Genomic DNA, 21,831 nt, shown 5'->3' on the forward strand with positions numbered 1-21,831 from the left:
TATTAGAACATTTGGATTAGCATCACGCCGCTCATGGCTATCATCAGCGCGTCCTCGATTATTGTCACGGTACTCATCGGAAGGTTAAACACGGCACCGAGGCAGGCACATTGTATTTTCTTTTTGTTCATGACCGATTGCAATACGCCGACGATGCTCACCGACATTACGACAAATGTCACGGCGTTGGTTACAAGCGGATTAAAATTGATGAGGTTGGCAACTCCCAATCCAAGTTCAACAAAAGCATACAGATAAGCCCAAGCCGGAACTTTGCGGGCGAGAACATCATACATTACATAGCTTTCCGCGAAACCTTTTAGATTTAAGAGCTTAAAGAATGAGAAAACAAGAAAGAACCCGGCCATAAAATGCCTCATGGCTTCCATGTAATTGAAACTCTCATTCATTGACTGTATCAACAACGTTATCGCGCCAATGTATCCGAATATTAAAAGAATTGGTCGGTATGTTGCCGTCCAACCTTTTGCCTCTGTTGCCGGTTCGTGATACTCAACTGTTGAAATCTGATACTTACTTTCTTTCCCACCAATGGCCTCTTGAAACTCTGCAAGGCCAATGTGTTTGTCCATCGTAATTTTACCGCTATTTGTTTCTCTCGAAACTTCTACCTCGGTTACACCGGGCACTGCGGCTAATTTCCTTCTTACGTTTTTCTCGCAACCCGAGCAGGTCATTCCCGTGATTTGATAAGTGTGTGTCATAAATTTTGCATAATTGAATTTGTATATGCAAAGTTCAGGGCTTCATTTCGGAAGCGCTTGTACAATTTTCAAACTTATCTGCAATTTTTACAGATTTTCGAGCGGTTGCCGCTTGTTGTGCTTTAGAGATTTAAAGTGAGAAGGTGTCAGTCCGGTAACTTTCTTGAATTGTTTGGTCAGATGCGAAGCGCTGCTGTAATTCAATCGGTCGGCTATTTCGTTTAGGTTTAGTTCATCGTAGACAATTAGTTCCTTGACGCGTTCGATGCGTTGCAAAGTGTAATACTGTTCTATCGTTGTGCTTTCATGCTGAGAAAAGACATTGCTGATGTAGTTGTAATCTTGCCCTATATTACTGGCGATATAGCCCGAAAGGTTCGTCTTCAACTGATTGTCATTGTTATGCACCATCTCTATGATAAGGTTTTTTACCTTTTCTATAAGGCGGCTCTTTTTGTCATCCAACAATTCAAACCCGAACACCGACAACCGGTCATTGAGTTGTTCTTGTTGTCCTTTGTCAAGCGCTTCAGATACGTCTACTTCGCCCAAGTCTACCAAAACGGGGTGAAGCCCGAATTTTTCCAGTTCGGACTTCACGACCATTTTACAACGGTTGCAGACCATATTTTTGATGTACAGCCTCACAATCTTACTTTAAAGTTTCGACTGTGCTTCCACAGGTGAGCATTGCATTCCCGTAGTACGGGTTTTTGATCGCCTTTTCTTTGCTGAGCCAGTTTGCGCCCTTTCCACCATTTGCCATCGGGCATTTTTGGTAGTAGACCGCATCGGTGGTACCGAAGGTTTTCATGACCTCGTGCATATTTTTGGATAATGTCACGAAATGATCGCGTTGGTGCTTTGCATCTTGCGTGTCGGAAATATGCGCCGCGTCCTCTTTCAGTTCGGGCAGAACTTTCATCCATACCGAATGTTGTTCGGATTTCATTTTGTCCATCGGAACGGCGCTAATAGATCTCAAAAGCTCAGAAGCTTTGGCCGCAGCGGTTTTTCCATCAGATTTGACGAGTGCATCTTTAATGCTAAAATAGGCGTTATAGATTTCTTTCATTGTATTCTCCTGTACCGGCTGGGCTATCAGTAAATCGGAATTGAAAGGATTTTTAGAATTTACCGCGTAGGTAGTCACAAACGCAATTGACAGAAACGCTGTCAGTATTATTTTTTTTAGATTTTTCATTTTTTACTTTTTTTAGAATAAACAATAAGATATCGCCCGGTTACGGCTAAGCGCCCGAGGAAATGTTTAGTCTAAATCAAATACGAAAAACCTGATTCATAAGGTATATGGGCGCTTTATGGATATTTGGCGGGCGCGGGAGATTGCTTGCAGTAAAAGTTACCTCAGAAAAAACATATCGGGGAGAGTGCTCAAATATTGAAACAGGCAGTACACTAAAATCATGAGCCAATTTTGACGTAGCGATTTCGGCTTTTTGCTGACTGTCCTTGAATTTGAACGTATATTTTTTATTGTCGCAGCATTTTTTATTGGGATTCCCGGGCTTACAAACACATTTTACTATGTTGTTGGCCTTCATGTTGCGCTCATTGCATTTGCTCCATGATACCGTAATGCCCAACGTGGGCATCAAGTAAAGGAACAGGAGCAATATGGAAGCATGTTTCTTCAAAGAGATTTCTTTACTTCAAAAGTAGTTAAAAAAAGAAAGTTTAAAATCAATGAGATGTTAAAAGTGTTTTCCCGCTTCTTAAACCTTTATCGTTTTGCGACCTAATTTGGTTCATAACTTTGACCAGAATATCAGCGCCTTAGACGAATTAAAATTAAATTGCGGATAAAATTTGGTGCGCCATGATTAAGACTTATATCGACTGGAATGTTATGACGGGGATGAAAAATGGTCATTTCCCTGAACTAACAGAAATCTTTGAAAACCGGGAAAAATTTCTCCTGGTCTATTCTACTTCCCACATTGGCGATATCCTTGCAAATTATTCCGAGGACGAAGAGCAAAAAGCAAGAATCCGCGAGGATTTGGATTACATTACACACTTGACAAATAATCTTTGTTTGGCTAATGATTCTAAACAAGTTAACCTCGATTACTTCGATCCGCATGAGTTACTACAAGATCGTCTTGACGAGGCTCATATTTTCACTGATTTCAGTCTTGACAACTTATTCAAACCAGTTGCGGGCGACGATCAATTTAATTCAATTATTGAATCCTACAAAGCAATTTTGAAGAGTTTGAACTTGGATGTTGTCCTGAAACAAGCGTTTGAACAACCTGAATCTGCCGAAGTTATGGACAAACTGTTTCCGGGGTTTCGCGAAGACCAAACGTTCGAAGGGCTTATCAAAAGTTTTGGAAAGATGTACAACAATATGAATGACACGGAAGACTACAAACATCTTCGTGAAATGGTTCAGAAGATCGGTGTAAATAGTAGTCATTTCAGTCCCGGAAAGAATCCGTTCGAACTTATTGAAAGCGCGTACAGTAAAACAGGCATCGATGCGGAGAAATATCTTCAAAATGGAAAAAATGCGCCCGTATGGTTTGATGAGATTACGAATGAATATTTGAAACTGGACTTACACGGTTTCAAGGCGGATAAAATAAAAGTCACCCAAAAAGAAAAGAACACCTTTCGGAATATGACTGAAGATGCCTTTCACTCTGCTTTCGCGTCACGGTGTGAATTTTACATTACGAGTGATGACCGAAACTATCAAAAGACAAGGGCAGTTTTTGAAAAATTAGGGATTTTCACGAAAGTTTTCAAGCCGCACGAGTTTATCGAGTATTACCGACGGTTTTTAAACATCCATACCTTTGAAGGCCATTACGAAAGTGCTTTAGATGTATTGAGAACCGGGGAAGATTTTCATGAATTGGTAAACGACGACGGTTCCCGCTTCGGGCTATGGTTGTTCGCGCCGCCATCAGCGCCGAAGTGGGGCAACACAACTACCAAGACAATCCCGAATTTGCGATCGAGAAGGCCAAGGCGGTCATCGATGGTGCCATAGCCGCCGATATCTATGTGGTGGTCGACTGGCACAGCCACAACATCAACCTCGAAAACGCGCGTCGTTTTTTTGACGTCATCGCAAAAACCTATGCCGGAAAGCCGAATATAATCTACGAGGTTTTCAATGAGCCCGACGACGAGTCCTGGCCCGAAGTGAAAGCCTATGCCCAGGAGATCATCAAAACCATCCGCCGACACGATCCCAAAAATGTCATCTTGGTAGGATGCCCGCGTTGGGACCAGGACATCCATTTGCCTGCCGCCGATCCGATCACGGGGGAAATCAACCTCATGTACACCATGCATTTTTATGCCGCGACGCACGGCAAGTGGCTCAGGGACCGTACCGACGAAGCCATCGCAAAAGGTCTTCCCGTTTTCATTTCGGAATCGGCTGGGATGGAAGCCACGGGCGACGGACCGATCGATCCCAAGGCGTGGCAGGACTACATCGATTGGATCCAGCAAAAAGGACTAAGCTGGATCACTTGGTCTGTTTCGGATAAGGATGAGACCTGTTCCATGCTCAAGCCATCGGCTGCGTCTTCGGGCAACTGGAAAGACGACGATTTAAAGGAAAGCGGGAAATTGATCCGCGGTTATTTGCGTCAACTGAACCAATAACACTTTTATTTCGAATAAAACGATGGGCCGCACGTGTCCCGAAAGAAAAACGCCACCCGAAGGCGACGTTTCCTAAAATGTTTCATGTTTTTGGGGGCTTATTCCACGAGCAAAGTCTTGGTGGCATTCCCGTAATCGGTACGCAAAACCACGAGGTAAGAACCCGTGAGCAATCCATTGGTTTGGATGGTGCCTTCGGTGGCCGTGACGGCTTGGTTTTTGACCACGCGCCCGAGGTTGTCGTATATTTTTACGGTACCCGATGCAATGCCCGACGGTAATTCTACAGTAACCGATCCGCTGGCCGGGTTCGGGAACAACTTGAACGAATCAACTTCAAACTTTTCAGCACCCAACGTCAAATTGGTCATCATTTGGCCACAGCTGTTGGCGCCATGGTATCCGATGGTCGTGCTGCCTTGCCTCCTAGCATACACGATGTTGAGCGATTGGGCCGACGCGGTAAACACATAGTCGTCTGCATCGCCCGTGTCCCTGGCGCGCGTGGCCACCACCGTACGTACGCCGCCGGCTTGCGTGTTCGACGTCACGGTCCAGTCTTGTTGCGCGTCCATGGTGGGGGTGGTGCCAAAGCCCGCAAAATGGCGGTCGGTCATCGACGTCCCGTTAAAGATCAGTACATCGCCCGATTCGGCCATCGACGTATTGTCGAAGCCAATGCCGAGCCATGAAGTTGATGGGCCTATCAAGGTGAGTTGTACGGTGCTTGCATCGACATCGATCTTTGCCGAATAGTCCAGCGGTGTTCCGTTGTTGGCGTCCAGCGCAAGTGTTCCTGTGGTGTAGCTTTGTGCGGCAAGTGTTGCTCCAAACAGCAAAGCGGTAGCAGTAAAAGTAGTTTTTTTCATGGTGTTTTATTTTGTTTTGAGAATTTGAATGAGTTGGTCGTCGTCGGCCAGAATGGCGTAGTCGGTGGCAGAGTTGCCTCGTTTGTCCTTTGTCGTGGCGTTTGCACCCGCCTTCACCAGCAATGTGGCGGCCTGGTGGTTCTTGAACGTGGCGGCATAAATCAATGCTGTCGTGCCGTTTCCGTCGGCCAGGTTGGGATCGGCTTTGTGGTCGAGCAGGTATTCGATGACTTCGAGGTTGTTTTTGGCCACGGCCGCCATAAGCGCTGTTCCCATACCGCTCATGTAGTTGATGTCGCATCCGTTGTCGACCAGGAATTTGGCCATTGGATTGTTGCCGCGGTAACTGGCCAGGATGAGCGCCGAATAACCATCGGCGTTGATGGCGTCGAACGCATTGGGGTTTTCGGTCAAAACCGCTTTGGCTTGGTTGATGGTTCCTTTTCGGGCGATGTCGAAAACATCGGCTGTATTTTGTGCGACCAGCGCTTGGCAACAGGCCACCGACAAAAAGAGAATAAAATGTTGCATCATGTGTTTTGTTAGAATTAATTGCTGGATGGGCAAAATGCAATAGGGTTGCGTAAAACACATGAAAAAAGAATGCGCAGGCCCAAACCCACGCATTCCAAGCAACCTAATTTCTAAATAATTACAACTAAATCCTATCCTTCAAGGCCAACCAATCCAAACACGGGACGGATGCAAAGACCACACCAGCGGCGCATCCGCGTCCCGAGCAGGATTCAACAAAAACGAATGTTGTTTGGTTTCAAGCCGTTATTTTATTTGACGATTAATTTTTTTACACTTCTTTGGTTTCCAGACCGTACCTCGAGCAAATAAACCCCTGCCGAAAGGCTACTTATGTTGAGCTCGTTGGTATGGGCGCGATCCATGATCCGTTGCCCCACCAAGCCGTAGATTGCGACGTGGTCGATTGTTTGCGCCGATTCGATGCGAAGTATTCCCGATGCCGGATTGACAAACGAAAAAGGTACTTCCTGCGATTGGTTTTCGGTAGCCAACGCACAATCGTCGCCCACCACATACGAAAGGTATTGGGTTACCGACATGCCGCCCGCATAGGCAAATTTGACCGCATAGTTGATCGTTGCACCCGGCGTTTGTCCCGTAAGCGTTTGGCTGAACGTTTGTCCCGCGACCAGGTTCATTTGCGTTTCGGCGAACGGATTTTGCCGCCACAGATAGGCCGCAACATCGGCGCGGTCGTCGAGCAGTTCACAGGTGATTTTGATATCGGTTCCAAAGGTTTCGAACAAATAGTGGTACCCCAGCGTAAACGTGCCCTGTAGCGCTTGGGTATCGGTTCCCGCGCAGCCCAGTTGTTCGAGTGTCGTGGCGTCCAACACGATGGGGTTGTTCATTACTTCGTTCCCCGACAAGTCCATGGCCGTCACGGTAAATACATAATGCGTATCGGGCGACAGGTTTGGGATGGTCACCGTTTGTGGTGCGCCTGCTGGTCGGGTAAAAGCGATATTGTTGCCTTCGTAAGCCACGTTGTACACAACGGTTCCCGAATTGTCGTCGGCATCAAGCGCCAGCGCCACCGAAGAACTTGTTACCGTGGATACCGATGCCGTAAAATTGGTCGGGACTTGCGTATCGGCTACCACATTTTGATAGATACGTACGTAATCGACCTGCATCGATTCTTGGACAAAATTGGCAGGGATGCCACCCGAGATGCCGCCCATGGCCACATTCAGGATCAGGTATTGTTCCAGGTCAAAAGGCCAGTTGTTGGGTGTCTTGACCGCCGGATTGTAGGTGTAGTACGCAACGCCGTCCAGCAAAAAGGTAATTTGGTTGGGCGACCAGTTCATCGAATACACGTGGAACTCGTTTTGTACGTTGTTGGCCATCGTACCGCCATGCACCGCCGCACCCCCATGACCCGCAGGCGTATGGATGGTACTTTGCACATAGTCTACGGGTTGCCACGGAAAAATCCCGCGCTCCATGATGTCGATCTCACCACAGGCAGGCCAGCCCGTCGTACCGTATTCGGCGTCGAAATAGGCGCCGTCTTCATTGACGTTTTTACCAAGCATCCAAATCGCAGGCCAAGTCCCCGAGGTGACGGGCAATTTGGCGCGCACGTCGATACGGCCGTACTTGAATGCAAATTTGGCATTGAGTCGGGCAGAGGTGTATTCCTTGGTGACGCCCTGATCGGTATAATTTCCTTTTTTGGCCACGATGTTCAAAATACCGTCATCTACAAAGGCGTTTTCGGTCGAATTGGTGTAATGCTGCACTTCGCCGTTGAACCAGCTGTTGCCGTTGGGCAATTGGGTTTGGTGGAACCAGCGGCTGCCGTTGACGGCCCCATCGGCATCGAATTCATCCGACCACACCAAGTCGTTGTACACCACGTCTTGCGCCACGCAAACGGGGGCAAGCAGCAGGAAAGCCAATATTTGAAAGAGTTTTGGTCTCATGTTATTCGCTTAATTCAAATTGACCGCGCAGGCGGATGTCTTCCGAAGACGACCCGACCATCACATCAAACGTACCCGGTTCAGAAATGAATGCCAGGTCGTTGTCGTAAAAAGATAGTTTTTCGTTGTCGATCGTAAAAACAACCGTCTTGCTTTGCCCCGGCTCGAGCTTGATTTTCTGGAAATCCTTGAGCTCTTTTACAGGTCGTACGATAGACGCGACGCGGTCTTTGAGGTACAACTGCACGACTTCTTCACCCGCGACCTTTCCGGTATTGGTTACGGATAACGATACTTCGAGTTTTTCTTTTTTCGCGATCGAAGTCTTCGACAATTTGAGTGCCGAGTAGCCGAACGTGGTGTAGCTCAAGCCATAGCCGAACGGAAACTTGGGCGAATTCTGCAAATCGATGTAAGCCGATACGTAAATCTTATCGTTTTCGTTCTTGGCCGGTCTGCCCGTGCTCAGATAGTTGTAGTAGATCGGGATTTGGCCTTCGGTACGCGGGAACGTCATCGGCAGTTTGCCCGATGGGTTGTAGTCGCCAAAAAGCACATCGGCAATGGCATTTCCTGCTTCCGATCCGAGCCACCACGTGTACAAAATGGCAGGCATGTTGTCGGCCGTCCAATTGAACACCAGCGGACGCCCTGCGTTGATGAGTACCACGATCGGCTTGCCTGTTTTTTGCAGTTCCTTGATCAGGTCTTCCTGTACGCCAGGCAGCTGGATGTTGCTGCGACTCTTGGCTTCGCCGCTCATGTCGTGTTTTTCGCCCACGCTCAAAACAATCACATCCGATTGGTTGGCCACGTCGATCGCTTCCTGGAAACCGGCCTTGCTCGTATCGTTGATGCCACATCCTTTGGCGTACAACAGCTTGGTGTTCTTGCCTACTTTTTGTTGTAGGCCTTCCCATTGCGAGACGATGTAGGTCGAATCGACGTCTTTCAAATCAACGGCCCAAAAGCCGTGGTTCGCGCGTTTGAGTTTGACCATCGGGCCAATGAAGCCGATGGTTTTGGTGTTTTTGGAAAGCGGCAGGATGTGCTGTTCGTTCTTGAGCAAAACGATGCTCTTGGCGGCCATGTCACGCGCGGCTTTGGTATTTTCGGGATTGTTGAGTTCTTTTTGCTGACGTTTGGCATCGCTGTAACGGTACGGGTCGTCGAACAGCCCCAACTCGAATTTCTTGTGCAACACGCGGCGCACCGCATCGTCTACCACCGATTCCGAGACCTTGCCTTCGCGCACGAGCTGGACGAGGTTCTCGCGGTACGAGTTGCTTTCCATATCCATGTCGCTGCCCGCGTTGATGGCGGCCTGCGCGGCTTCTTTTTTGTCGGCGTTGTAGCCGTGGTTAACCATTTCGCCAATCGAACCCCAGTCCGATACGATGAACCCGGTAAAATTCCATTGGCCTTTCAGAATGTCGCGTTGGATGTGTTTGTTGGCGGTAGCGGGAATCCCGTTAATGTCGTTGAACGAGTTCATGAACGTGGCCGCGCCCGCATCGAGTGCTGCCTTGAACGGCGGAAGATACGTCTCCCAAAGCGCGCGTTTGCTGATGTCGACCGAATTGTAGTCACGTCCGCCGATGGCCGCCCCATAGGCGAGGAAGTGTTTGGCGCACGCCATGACCGAATTCAAATCGCCGAGTTTGTCGCCCTGAAAACCTTTGACGCGGGCATAGGCGATTTTCGAACCAAGATAGGTGTCTTCGCCTGCCCCTTCCATGACACGGCCCCAACGCGGGTCGCGCGAAATGTCGACCATGGGCGCAAAGGTCCAATGGATACCGCTCGCCGCCGATTCGCGGGCCGCCACACGCGCCGCCAATTCGATGGCAGGCAAATCCCAACTCGCGGCTTCGGCCAGCGGGATCGGGAAGGTGGTTTTGTAGCCGTGCACGACGTCGAGGCCAAAAAGCAACGGAATCTTCAGACGCGATTGCATGGCCAGGTCTTGGTATTGTCGCGTATATTCCGAGCCCAAGATGTTAATCATCGAACCGATTTTGCCCTGCTTGATCTCCTCGGTTTTGTTCGGATTGATCGTAAGCGGTCCGGTCACGGTATTGTCGCCCGAATATTGGTTGAGCTGACCGACTTTTTCCTCAAGCGTCATCTTGGCCAACAGCTCATCGACCCGTTGGCCGATACTGGGCTTGGCGATGCGCCGGTCGGTATTTTTGGGTTGTGCAATGCCCCAAAAGGAAACAAGCAACAACAGTAGCGACAAGTAATTTTTCATAAGACAAGGGACGCCGCACTAACGCTGACGCCGCTGATTTTAAATGTTATTGGTAAACCCTGACGTAATCGATCGTCATTTTTTGCGGGAATGGCGTCTGGTCGGTCGGGAAGCCTGCAAAGGTTCCGCCCACGGCCACGTTCAAGATCATAAAGAATGGGTGGTCATAGACCCATTGTCCGGGCGTGTCCTGTGGCGTGATGCGCTTGAACAAATACCCGTCGACAAAAAAGTCGAGCTGGTTGGGCGTCCATTCGACCGCAAATACATGGTAGTCCAAGTCAAAGCGATTGGCCTGGAGCGTATAAGAACCAGAGATCGCGTTGCCCGCAGAATAGCCGGGGCCGTGTACGGTACCCAATACGGTGCTTGGAGCCTGTCCACGCATTTCCATGATGTCGATTTCGCCGCACATTGGCCAGCCTACTTCGCCCACGTTGTCGCCCAACATCCAGAACGCAGGCCATACACCAGGTCCATAAGGGGTTTTTAGACGCGCTTCGAAGCGTCCGTAGGCTTGTGCGAATTTTTCTTGTGTCTTGACGCGCGCCGAGGTGAACGAATTGCCGTTTTTGATGGCAGTAATCACGAGGTTGCCGTTGCCGTCTAGCGAAACGTTCTCAGGATTGTTGGTGTACACCTCGAGTTCTTGGTTGCCCCATCCGTTGTTGTTGCCAAGGTCGAATCCCCACTTGGTGTCATCGGGGAGCGAGCCCGCCGTGCCGTCGAATTCATCATGCCAAACGAGCTGCCAGCTGTGCGAAGGGAGGCTTTGTTTTGCTTCTTCGTCGCAGCCCGTCAGGGACAACGAAAGACAAGCCAATGCCGTGAGGGTCAAATATTTCTTTGAAAAATAAGTCATGGTATATTTTGGTTTTAGCGTTAGCCAATGGCCGGCCCCTTTGTAGGGGCATGCCATCAGTTCCTGAATAAAATATTGTCTAAATAAATGTCGCCGTTACCGTCGAACTTGAGTTGGATGATGTTGGCCAGATTCACCGGAGCGAACTGCGAAAGCGGAATATCGACGCTGTTCCAACCGGCCGTCGTCGGGACGGTAAGGTTGACGAGTTGCTCGGTCGTCGGGCCGCCGCTAATCAGATAAACGTTTAACGCGTTCGATGTGGCCGAATAGTAATCCAAATGCAAGAATGTCATGGAGGTGACGTCCAACGGTGTCCCCAACTGGAGGCCCTGGTAGTTCAATCCGGCGTAAACCAAGGTGTTGTTGCCTGCGATAGGCACTTGGGTAACCTGGGTGAGTTGTCCCCAGTTAGGGTTTAAATCTGCCGCGACGTTGGTGTAGGCATCGCTGAATACCGAAGTCACGTTGGCGGCAGGATAGGTTGGGTTAGGCGCTGCGACGGGCGGTACCGTAGGAATCACACTCCCGTCGTTATAAAAGTAGATGTTGTCGGCATAAAAATTTGTAATGTTGGTGCCTTCAAAGATAAGTTGGCCCAAATGTGCACGGCTGGTCAACCCTGCGAAGTCGGACAATGGGATGTTTAGACTGACCCAGTTTTGCGAAACCAACGTCGGTGCCGCAAATGTTAGTGTAAATCCTACATCGTTGCCACCGCCAAAAGCACCATCGGGACCAAAGTCTACCAAACGTACCCTAAAGTTAGAACCCGCCGGCAATGCGTTAGGGAAATACAAATCAAGGTGCAAATGCGACATACCCGAGGCGTCTACCGTCGGGGCCGAGAATTCGACACCCACAAAGTTAAAGTTGGTGTAGTTTAGCACGTTGTCTCCGTCAACGGTAAAGTCTGCCGATTGTGTAGTTTGGTAGGGCTGCCAATAGCCGTTATAGTAGTTCACGGGCACGTTGGGATAAGCTTCTGTGTATATCGAGATGACATCTGCCGGATCTTCGTCGGGCACCGGCGCGTGCTCAAATGCTCCCTGTGAATTTACGGTCAGCGATCCCAAAACTTCTTCACTGCCTAACGTTGCTGTAATCACTGCACTTCCCGAGCCAATCGTTGTCACAACACCTTGCTCGTTAACCGTAGCCGCCAACGGATTGGAAGAGGAAAACGTAAAGAAAGCGGGTGTAACGCTTACGGCCTGATTGATGCCGTTGGGCATGTTGAACTGGCAAACCAAGCCGTCAATCGGGGTGGTTACTCCTACAAAAGAGGTTTGCGTAACATCTTGTCCGTTCAGTATTTGGGGCTGTTGCGGCGTGATGGTGCCCAGCTTCTCGAAACGCACCTCGTCGATCCAAAACGTATAGCCATCGCCGTCTTCTGGCCCCTCAGAAATAAAGAACATACCTTTTTCCTGGGTAAGTTTGGCGGGGTCCGGGATTGGGATGATGTATTTTTTCCATGCCGTGCTGATGCGCAACCCGTTGATGGCCGTCTGGTATTTGTTCTCGCCAAAGTCGTTGCCGAATCCTACCACATCGATGGTGGCCGCCACGTCGCTTTTGGCCCAAAACGTGAGCGCATCGTAACCCGTCAGGTCACGTCCCACGCTGGTGTAGAACGATCCGCCCGCATAGGCACCCGCCGCGTCGCCCGCATTGGGTACATCAAAGCGCATCGAAGCCGCCGAGTTGTTAAAGGTTTCTTCGGTATCCACCTGAAATGCACCAGGTACGGCGCCGCCATAGGCCGAATAGATCAGCCCCGGTGTAAAGGTGTCGATGAATACTTCGGGATTTTTGGAAAATGTGGCTTCCTTAAAGTCGTTTTCGTCGTTCTCACAACCCAAAACGGCCAGCGCAAGTATGCCCAACGGCAAGCACTTGGTCCAATGTTTTTTATAATTTGTTTTCATAGTGTTCAATTTTTTTATTTGCCGATGTTGATGTGGATGTACGTCCTGATTTCCCACTCGTTGCCGTCAGGGAAGCCAATTGCGGTAGGATCTGGTACCCAGTTGCCCGCAGCATCCTGGATTTGTGTAGGGCTGTAACGCGGCGAGTATTGGTCGAGCGAACGCCAAGTACCGCGGATGCCGATGCGTGTGCCCGGAAGCACGAACCAATCTGGTTTGCCGATTTCGGTAGACAGGTCGGCCATGAGCTGGATCGGGAACGTCAGGTTGTAATCGCGGTGGTAATCGTAAGGTCCCCAATCGTTGATTTTGACGAACGAATTCAATTTGATTTGCTTGTAAATCACGCGCAAATCCATGCCGTAACGGTGGATGGTTCTCGCATCCGAGCCGTTGGCCTGGGCGTCGCCCGTATACAGGTTGGCGATGATACCCAAATCAGGTGTCAGTTTAGACACGACTTTGGCGTTGACTTCATACAGGTCTTTGGCTGGTGCCGCGCCGTCGAACGCAAAAGTAGTACGCCCGTCAGGCAAGATACCGATGGCGGCGTCCTGTGTAGTCGGCAAGTGACGGAACACGGCTCCTGCGCTTACCGCAAATTTTGAATCTTCTGTTCGGTCGCTGTCCCAGTGGTACATCCAGGTGCCCGGTGTTGGGTCGAACGTAAACAAGATCTCGCCCGCCACTTGTTCGCGGTTGGCACGTACGACAAACGGATCGTCGAGGATGTTTCTAGGTCTGCCCGGTGCCATCGCGCTTGCGTCGATTGGTCCTTCGAGTGGTTTTTGCCACAAGAAGTTTGGCGCGATCTGGAGTTTGCCCACCGAATAGGTGAGTCCGCTCAAAAAGTTGTATTGGTTGCCGCTACCGCTGTCCTTGAGTCTCCAGCCGGTAAAGGTTTGCGTATAGTCGGCGCCACCGTTGGCCACGAGCCCCATGGCCGCTGCCTGGCCGTACCAGTTGAAACGACCGCCGGTATAGGTTACCTTGAATTTACCGCCCCAGTTGTCTTTGGCTTCGATCTCGTGTTGATAGATTTGCTGGTTGTCTTCGGGGCCGCGTGCGACCTGGTATTCGCGTCCGTTAAGTGGCTGTCCTGCCCAGATACCGCCCAGGTCTACACCGAACTTGCCGATTTTTTTGTTGACGTGCAACGTGAGGCGCCTGGTTTTAGGTTGCGGAATTGCAAAGGAACTCTCGGTGCTGGTTTGTTGCGCGAGGTCTTCGTGGAACACCCCTGTCAGGCCAAATCCGGCGATGCTCTTCGAGTATTTGAGCAAAATGGCCGGGTTGGCGCCCCACCAAAGTTGCGGTCCGAAAGCGAGTTTCAATCCGCTGAAATATTTTTTGCCTTCCATTTCAAAACCCGATGGCGCGACGCCGTTGTAAAGGTCCATGGCCGGTCCGTAGTTCGCTTCAGGATACAATCCAAAGAAGTCGCCTTCATAGCCCCAGTGGTAGTGGCCGGTACGGTAGAATCCGTCGAGGTTAAAGTAATTGTGGTTCCATTTGTAGCTGGCGCTGTACACCTGAACGCGGTTGTTCGAATCGATGCGTACCTCTTCGTTGTTGCGCTCGAGCGTTACAGGACGGCCGCGGTTTTCATAGAAAATCTGGTCGATTGGGTTCAACGCGACATTGCCCAAGATGTTGAAATCTACATTGGCCGTCATGTTGGCCGTTGGGTTGCCTTCTACGCCTACGTAGAACGATTGCATGTGGTCGAATCCGAGTTGGTTAGGATATTCGGTGGCATTCGGATCGGGATCCTTTGGCGTGTCGATCAACGAGCCGCCGGTATTGAACGTCGTGAACTCGGCGCGCAGCTTGCTCAAACGGATCTTACCGCCTTGTTGGGCCTCGAGTGCCGCTTTGTCGCCACGGGCGCGCAGCGTGGCATCCATGATCTGGATTTTGTCGAAATGCGCATTGATGGCGCTTTGCGTACCTGCTGTATAAGGATTAAGCTGGTGTGCTTCTTTCAAAACATAGTAGGCCGAACGCGGATAGAGCTCGTAAAAACCTTTTTCATTGGTCGGTCCTTTTGCGCAAATCCCGAACCACTCTTCGTTCATGTTGTTCTGGCCTTGTTCAAAATCGCGCATGTAGCCGCCGTTAGACCAAGAGGCATTGCTGTCGTGTACGTCCAGACCAGAGGTTTGTCCGTATTTCCACCAGCCGTCGCTGAATTGGAACGTGAATCCACCGATCGCGTTTTGCGCCTTGCCCAATCCCGCGGTATTCTGGTAGATTTCTTTCCACTGGTTCAACACGTAGTAGGCTTGCGAAGTTTGGTCTTCCTGGTTGGTGGTCGCGTTGAACGCATCGGCACCAAATTCGGCGAACAACACCGGCTTGCCGTATTCGTTCTTGACACGCTCGAACAAATCGCCAAACGATTGTCCGCGGTATACGTTGGTCGCAAAAATATCAAAGTCCTGACATTCTTTGTTGATGATGTCCAGGTACATCAAATCGCCGTTACAAAACGCAATCGGGTGCGACCCATCGGCTTTTTTCATCGCCACTGCCGCTTCGTTGAACAATTTGTACATGGCCACGGCGCGCTTGGTAGAAACGCGCTCGGGCACCGGGATGTTTTCGGTTTCGGCACCGTCCCAGAACAATCCGTAGTTGTTTTCGTTACCCAACAAGAACAGTAAAAGTCCTTTGGTGTCCTTGTATTCGGTGGCCAGTTCGGTGACTTGCTTGAGCAACAGCTCGCGCACGGCCGGTTCTGAATATTCGGTATTCGGGATGTAGCCGCCGTTGAGGTCAAGCCCGTAACGCCCGAACGAATGGTTGAGCATGGTGTGAATGCCGTGCGTCAAATAGACATATTCGATCCATTTTTTAGGCATGCCCGCATACACGCGAATCGTATTGACGCCCATGTTCTTGAGCAACGACATTTCTTCGTCGAGCGCCTGTTTGACAAAGGCGTCGGGCTGGCTCCAAAAATTGTACGTGTAATTGGTGCCGATTGGGAAGTAGTCCCAGTTCATCCCGTTGACGATGAATTCTTGGCCATTGACGATCAATTTCGAACCTTGGTCGCCTTTGGCAACGACCACTTTGTCTTGCGCAAGGGCAACACCCGAAAAAAGAGCAATGGTTAGTAAAATTAATTTTCTCATTTGTTAACGTTATTTGGTTTTAGAGTGAATTGGTTGCAAACTGATTTAAAAAGTGGCGTATAGTTAATGATTTGGGTTTATTTTTTAAGTATCGGCAAAAAGCGCGACCCAAAAATTACAATGTGCTAAAACTACATTTTTTCTATTTCGAAAAATAAATTGAACGTCTAAAGAAACTATACAAAAAAAGATTTCGTCGGTATTCGCATAAAAGCCTTTGTTTATTGGTGTTTCCAAGATAAAATACTACGGCAAATCTTCCTTCATTTACGGCGTTCGTATAGTTAATGTATAGTTAAAAATACGACTATTTTGGCCAACTATATCGATAGAATATAGTCCACCACGCTTGTTTCGTGCGGCAAATCCATTTTTTTACGCAAACGATATCTTTTGACCTCTACGCTGCGTACCGAAATGTTCAAAAGCGGCGCAATTTCCTTGGACGATAAATTGAGTCGAAGGTAGGCACAAAGTCTCAAATCGTTTGGCGTGAGCGACGGATGCGACTGTTTGACGATTTTCAAAAAGTCGTTGTCGGCGCTGTTGAACGCGTCCTTGAAAATGGTCCACGAATTGTCGCCCGAAATGCTTTCGTTGATGCTCTTGATCACCGATTTGATGCTTTTGTCGTCGTGGTTGGCCGGCGCGCGTTTCAAGTCGTCCTTGATCAGCGCAAGCAGTTCGTTTTTCTTCATGAGGCTCATGGTCGATACGGCCAGTTCGCGGTTTTTGCTGTCTACGTCGCTCGAGAGCTGTTCGTTTTGCAATTTCATGAGCCGTTGTTCGCTTTCGAGTTCTTTGATTTCGAGCAACAGGTTGTTTTCGTCGATCAGTTTTTGTTCCTTTTCGCGGTAGTACTTTTTGTAGGCCCGGTGGATGTAACCCGCCAAAACCAACGCAAGGATACCGTACACCAACCACGCCAAATTGGTCGCATACCAAGGCTTTCGGATCGTAAACCGATAGGTGGCCATATTTTTCGGATCGGCGTCGGCGGTACGTGCGCGTACCCTAAAAACATAATCGCCCGCGGGCAGGTTCTTGAAGTTGGCCGTGGCCCGTGCCGACCAATGGCTCCACTGGTCCTGCAGGCCTTCGAGCAGGTATTGGTATTCCGTGTACAGGTATTTGTGGTATTCGGGGACGGTGAATCCGATGGTCACGTTGTTGTCGTTGTAGGCGAAATCGCCGTCGGCTTGGATCGTGGCATTGACGGGTTTTTCCTCTATTTTGTTGGTTGTGACCCCGGTAATCGAGACGCGGTTGTGGCCCGGCCGCAAATCGCTGAGCTTGATGGTGTAATAGCCATCGGTCGTGCCAATCAAATAGGTCGAATTCGAAAGTTGCGAGATGTTTTCATAGCCCGACAGCGATCCGGTAAGCGACATCGGGATCGGGATGGTGTTTTTCTTGAGCGCGTTGCTGATCTTGCTCAGCGTAAAATAGTGGATGTAATTTTTGGAAAACGTCCAAAGTTTGTTCGATCCGTCTACGATCAACTTGCCCGTGGTGTACTCGTCTTGTTCGAATACCGCGCTCAGCGCCGCGTGTTTTTGGAAGGTTTTGCTCACCTGGTCGAGTACATAAATGCCGTTCTTGCTGGCGTAATACACACGTCCATCAAATTGTACCAGGCTCGCATTCTTCCCTTTTTGCGGATTTTTGAGCGTCGTCAAATCGGAACAAACGGCAAAGTTCTCGTCGAGCTTAAACCTAAAAACACCTTTGTATTCGTGGCTGATGTACACCTCGCGGTCGTCGGTCAGCGCAAAATGTTTGGCCGAGTAGTCGAACTTGTCGATCTTGTTGCGGAACTTCCATTGTCCGCCCACGTTTTGCAACACCGATAGGCCGTAGTAATTGCCCTGCATGAGCAAATCTTTCCGGCCCGGGACGGTCACAAATCCCCAAGTGCCCGATGCAGAGAAAATAGGCGATGCCGTGGCACCCGTCACCACAAACGTTCCCGAATCATGGCCGCAGAACACCGTGCCCTGGTGTTCGAACAACGACCAAACCTGCCCCTTGGTATGGGCGATGAACTGGAAAGGTTCGTTCGAATGATAGGTTTTGCAAAACAATCCCTGGTTGGTGCCGATGTACAGTTTGCCGTCGTGCAACAACGAAGCGTACACAGTGCCCAAAAACCCGGTCTTGTCGGTATAACTTCGAATCGGCGACCGCAGGTTCAAACAGTTGATCCCGTTGTCGAGCCCCATCCATACGTTGTGATCGGCATCTTCAAAAACCGAAAGCACCGTATTGTTGCTCAGCCCTTTGTCTTGCGTGATGTGGTACCGGAGTTGTCCATCGGCCGAAAGCACGAACACCCCGTTCGACACGGTTCCTATCGCGAAGCCATTGTCGGACAATTGTTCGGCGCTGTACACGCTGCTGTTGGCCAGTTCGCGGTTCGCGTCCGACTGCTGTGGCGCAAAAACACCGTCGATCAAAGAGAAAAAGCCGTGGTTTTGCGTAAGCACCAACAGCCCGTCGTCGTTCGAAAAAATATTGACGATTTTGTGGTTGGCCGCAGGATGGTTCGACACGCGTTTGGGTGCGCCGTTTTCTATTTCATAAAGGCCATCGTTGGGCACCTGGTAGTAAATGGCGGTGTCTGCCTGAAAGGCTTTCAAGACGCCATTTTTGGGTGCGATGACCGAGAATTTCTTGGTTTGCGTATCGTAGATGTGGATGCGGTCGAGCGATTGAAAAATCACCCACTGGTCATAGCCCAAGATGTTCCAGAACTGCTCGTCGTCCTTGATTTGGTTTTTGATGCCGCTGCTCAGCGAATGGTACTGGAGCTGTTTGTTGGGCTGTCGTGTCCAGTAGCCGAATTCCATGTAGCAACCGGTGTAAATCCGGTCGCCCACCACTTTGACCGAACGGATGATGGTTTCGTTCGGCGACGGGTACAGCGTCCAGGCCGATCCATTGAATTCGAGCAGCCCTTCGTTGTTGGCAAAGAACATGAATTTGTCCGCGTCCTGGGCAATCATCCAGTTCTGGTTGCCGGCATTGTAATTGCCCGAGTTGTATTTGACGATGGGCGAAAGTTCCTGCGCCAACAGCCAAAAAGGGGCAAACAATAGCCAAGCCAAAGCGAATCGGCGTTTCATTTTATGGACCTTATACCGTTGCAATTTTTGACGTTACTTATCGTGCTTGCTGTACTTCGAAATAGGTCTTGCCCGAGTAACCGTCGATCTCAACGCCAGCGACATAGTCCTCGATGTAAATCTCGACATAGTCGTTCACCGCCAATGGCACCAAACAACTGACCGAACGCTCAATCTGGCCAATACCATGGTGGTCGCTGGCCGACATTTTGTGCAAGGTCCCGTTGACGTAAACACCAATCGAGTAAAGGTTCGTATGCGATTGCGGGTTGGTATGGTAGGCCGCATTGATCCGATAGAAACCGGCCTTTGACGCCCTGAATCGACCATTGGTGATGTTGAACTCGCTGGCGGTGTCGAACGTTTCGTTGTCGAAGTTGATTTTTTCCCAACCGGCACCCGTCAATACTTGATTGGCTGTAAGGTTTGCATTTACCATCGACAGATTGGCCGCAGCATTGGGAACCCAGGTTCCGTTTCCGGCAGCATCGCTTTGCAAAAGGTAGCCGTCGGCCGCGCCACTGGTCATCTGAAAGTTCGTGGTTCGGGTATTGCCGTTCACGTCCAGTCTGTTGCCTGCCGATGGGGCTACGCCGATACCCACATTCGTAGCATCGTCACGAACAACGCCGTCAACCAACGTGGTCCCGTTCCATCTTGGGACATAACCCGTGGTTGTAGAAGACACCTGCGGATCGGTCTCTGTGATCGACAATGCACTTGGGCTGACCCAGTTGGTCGCGCCTGCACCGTCTGTTTGCAAGATTTGTCCGTTGGTGCCGCGAACGGTAGGAAAGGCGTAACCGGCAATGGTTGGATTGCCCACCTGGATTTGTCCGTTGACGCGTACGATGTTGGTGTTGAATTCACCATAGATCAAAGCAGCGTTCGGGCCTGCGTTCGAGTTTTCGATATACAATTTTTGGTCACCGGTTTCGGTAGCCCCTGCTTGGTATCCGATGGCAACGTTGCTGTTACCGACGACGTTTCCGCTAAGGGCACCCGAGCCCAGCGCGGTATTGTTCGTGGCGGTGGTTGCCGCGGTCATGATGTTGTAGCCTACCGCGACGTTGTTCGACGAAGCGCCTGTGCCTCTAAGCGTGGCCGAGCCCAATATGGTATTGAACGATCCGGTTGAACGGTGTCCTGATTGGTAACCCGCGAACACGTTGTTGCCCGCCGCACCGGTGTTATACCTTCCCGCCTCCAACCCTAAATAGGTGTTGTTGGCGCCCGTTCCATGCTCTTCACCTGCTGCGTATCCGACCGCGGTATTGCCCGCTCCGGTACTGATACGCAACGCATCCGAGCCCACAGCGGTGTTTCCCGTAGCGGTTGTATTGTTCAACAAAGCCTGTTGCCCCACGGCGGTATTGTTGCTGGCCGTGTTTAAGTGCATGGCGTGTCTGCCGATGGCCGTATTGTTGATTCCTGTGGTGTTGAAATAAAGGGTTTGGTAGCCGATGGCGGTATTGCTGCTTCCTGTGGTCCCGCGTGCCGCTTGATTTCCGACGGCGGTGTTTTGCGACCCGTTGGCGTTTGACAGCAAAGCCTGGAAACCCATGGCCGTATTGCCCGTGCCGCCAATATTGCCCATCATCGCTTGCGAACCAAAGGCCGAACTTTCTGCGGCCGTATTGGCCAGCAAAGTCTGATAGCCCATGGCGGTGGCATTGGCCGCGCCCACCTGCGCGTACAAGGCCTGGTAACCCACCGAGGTGTTCGCGTTGCCTGTGGTAAGACGAGCCGCATCGGTGCCGAAAGCGGTACTGGTAGTGGCTGCGCCTGCCGTAAGTGCGTTGACGCCAAATCCGGTGCTGGTTGCACCGATTTTACCCGCGGCGCTGTTGTTTCTTCTAAAAGCCAAGTCGACGGGATCTGTTGTGCCCAAAAAGTTGGTCGTGCCCGACAAACCGGCGTTGCCTGTAATGTTCCACGCGTTGTTTGCGCCCGAGGCCAATCTTTCCCAAACCGTTCCGTTAAAGAAATAGAACCCCACAGATGTCACATTGACGGTTGTTCCGAGCAATGACCCCGTAGCCACATTGTCAATGTAAACCAACGTCGATGTTGGTGTGCCGGCCATGGTTTGCGCGCGCGCCCTGGATATCCTTGGCACCAACAAGCCATCTACACTGGCCGCGGTCAAGTTTGCCGCGGTAATGTCTAGCGTGGCCGCCGGAGCCGGAGTTCCGATGCCAACCTGCGCCATACCTGCTACCGAAAACAAAAAAAACAAGGTTGCTATTCCATTTTTGGCATTTTTCATAGTCTTCATTTTTATAAAAACACCTCCCATAAAGAGAGGTGTTTTCTATTATTAACCCCCCAAATTTTATCTTTTCACCACACGGATCGTTTTCACGATGCCGTTCTGGTTGACAATCACATTGTAAACACCCGATGGGTATTGTGCCCCCACTTTTGTGGTGTTCAAGTCGGCGGCGTTTACTTCCTTAGACTCGACAAGCTTGCCCAACATGTCATACACCTTCACCTGTACCATTTCGTTGCTTTCGGTCGCGATGTCGATGCTGAAGTCGCTCGTGAAAGGGTTCGGATAGGTAGCGGCCTTGAACGCCGATGTTGCTTCGTCGGTATCGATGCCTTTGGCCGCAGCTCCAGGCGCCATAATCTCGCAGGCGTCGCCGAACGGAGACCACGTGCCTGCCGTCATCACCGCCACGCGTACGTTGTAGGTCGCGCCCGCGGTGTACAGCGAAACAGGGATCATGTTGAAGTTAAAGAAGTTCGTAGAACGGTCGAGCGTCGCGCTGGCCAGGTCCGATGCGCGTACCACCTGGAA

The 21,831-nt window shown here is 50.4% G+C and carries 15 protein-coding genes; 2 read left to right on the top strand and 13 right to left on the bottom strand.

The genetic code is table 11. The features are described from left to right. Positions 1-2: 2 nt before the first annotated feature. The 3 genes from BLP55_RS05350 to BLP55_RS05360 form a co-directional block, all read right to left on the bottom strand. Positions 3-725, bottom strand: coding sequence for a heavy-metal-associated domain-containing protein (locus BLP55_RS05350; RefSeq protein ID WP_091141289.1), 723 nt, complete (start codon positions 723-725; stop codon positions 3-5). An 87-nt stretch (positions 726-812) separates the two neighbouring features. Further along, a complete protein-coding gene (locus tag BLP55_RS05355) occupies positions 813-1,331 on the bottom strand; it encodes a helix-turn-helix domain-containing protein (protein WP_211516807.1) in 519 nt (172 codons plus the stop codon). 46 nt (positions 1,332-1,377) lie between these two features. Then, positions 1,378-1,929, bottom strand: coding sequence for a DUF3347 domain-containing protein (locus BLP55_RS05360; RefSeq protein ID WP_091141291.1), 552 nt, complete (start codon positions 1,927-1,929; stop codon positions 1,378-1,380). A 636-nt stretch (positions 1,930-2,565) separates the two neighbouring features. On the opposite strand from BLP55_RS05360, the gene BLP55_RS05365 reads away from it, so the two are divergent. Further along, positions 2,566-3,750: a hypothetical protein gene (locus BLP55_RS05365; RefSeq protein ID WP_091141292.1), complete on the top strand. Its 1,185-nt coding sequence runs from the start codon at positions 2,566-2,568 to the stop codon at positions 3,748-3,750. Further along, positions 3,675-4,376, top strand: a complete 702-nt coding sequence (locus BLP55_RS05370) for a glycoside hydrolase family 5 protein (RefSeq protein ID WP_244503422.1) — start codon at positions 3,675-3,677, stop codon at positions 4,374-4,376. Before BLP55_RS05365 ends, BLP55_RS05370 begins: the two co-directional genes overlap by 76 nt. 98 nt (positions 4,377-4,474) lie before the next feature. On the opposite strand, the gene BLP55_RS05375 is transcribed toward BLP55_RS05370, so the two are convergent. The 10 genes from BLP55_RS05375 to BLP55_RS05420 form a co-directional block, all read right to left on the bottom strand. Beyond that, a complete protein-coding gene (locus BLP55_RS05375) occupies positions 4,475-5,245 on the bottom strand; it encodes a T9SS type A sorting domain-containing protein (protein WP_091141294.1) in 771 nt (256 codons plus the stop codon). 6 nt (positions 5,246-5,251) lie between these two features. Then, positions 5,252-5,779 (bottom strand): ankyrin repeat domain-containing protein, encoded by a 528-nt coding sequence (locus tag BLP55_RS05380; RefSeq protein ID WP_170826794.1) that lies wholly within the window; start codon positions 5,777-5,779, stop codon positions 5,252-5,254. 251 nt (positions 5,780-6,030) lie between these two features. After that, on the bottom strand, positions 6,031-7,713 hold the full coding sequence (locus tag BLP55_RS05385) for a family 16 glycosylhydrolase (RefSeq protein WP_091141296.1): 1,683 nt from the start codon (positions 7,711-7,713) through the stop codon (positions 6,031-6,033). Position 7,714: 1 nt separating this feature from the next. Continuing rightward, complete coding sequence (locus tag BLP55_RS05390; protein WP_091141297.1) at positions 7,715-9,967, bottom strand: glycoside hydrolase family 3 N-terminal domain-containing protein; 2,253 nt, start codon at positions 9,965-9,967, stop codon at positions 7,715-7,717. 46 nt (positions 9,968-10,013) lie between these two features. Beyond that, positions 10,014-10,829, bottom strand: coding sequence for a glycoside hydrolase family 16 protein (locus BLP55_RS05395; RefSeq protein WP_091141350.1), 816 nt, complete (start codon positions 10,827-10,829; stop codon positions 10,014-10,016). 56 nt (positions 10,830-10,885) lie between these two features. After that, positions 10,886-12,760, bottom strand: coding sequence for a glycosyl hydrolase family 16 (locus BLP55_RS05400; protein ID WP_211516808.1), 1,875 nt, complete (start codon positions 12,758-12,760; stop codon positions 10,886-10,888). Positions 12,761-12,774: 14 nt separating this feature from the next. After that, positions 12,775-15,900 carry a glycoside hydrolase 5 family protein gene (locus BLP55_RS05405; RefSeq protein WP_091141298.1) on the bottom strand — a complete coding sequence of 1,042 codons (3,126 nt, stop codon included), beginning with the start codon at positions 15,898-15,900 and terminating at the stop codon, positions 12,775-12,777. A 320-nt stretch (positions 15,901-16,220) separates the two neighbouring features. Then, positions 16,221-19,025, bottom strand: coding sequence for a helix-turn-helix and ligand-binding sensor domain-containing protein (locus BLP55_RS05410; protein ID WP_091141299.1), 2,805 nt, complete (start codon positions 19,023-19,025; stop codon positions 16,221-16,223). A 37-nt stretch (positions 19,026-19,062) separates the two neighbouring features. Next, entirely contained in the window at positions 19,063-21,294 is a 2,232-nt protein-coding gene (locus BLP55_RS05415) for a beta strand repeat-containing protein (protein ID WP_091141300.1), read from the bottom strand. A gap of 66 nt (positions 21,295-21,360) precedes the next feature. Then, positions 21,361-21,831 (bottom strand): T9SS type A sorting domain-containing protein (locus BLP55_RS05420; RefSeq protein WP_211516809.1); only part of this gene is annotated, 471 nt, incomplete at its 5' end.

The sequence above is a fragment of the Flavobacterium caeni genome, from assembly GCF_900101895.1.
Lineage (GTDB): Bacteria > Bacteroidota > Bacteroidia > Flavobacteriales > Flavobacteriaceae > Flavobacterium > Flavobacterium caeni.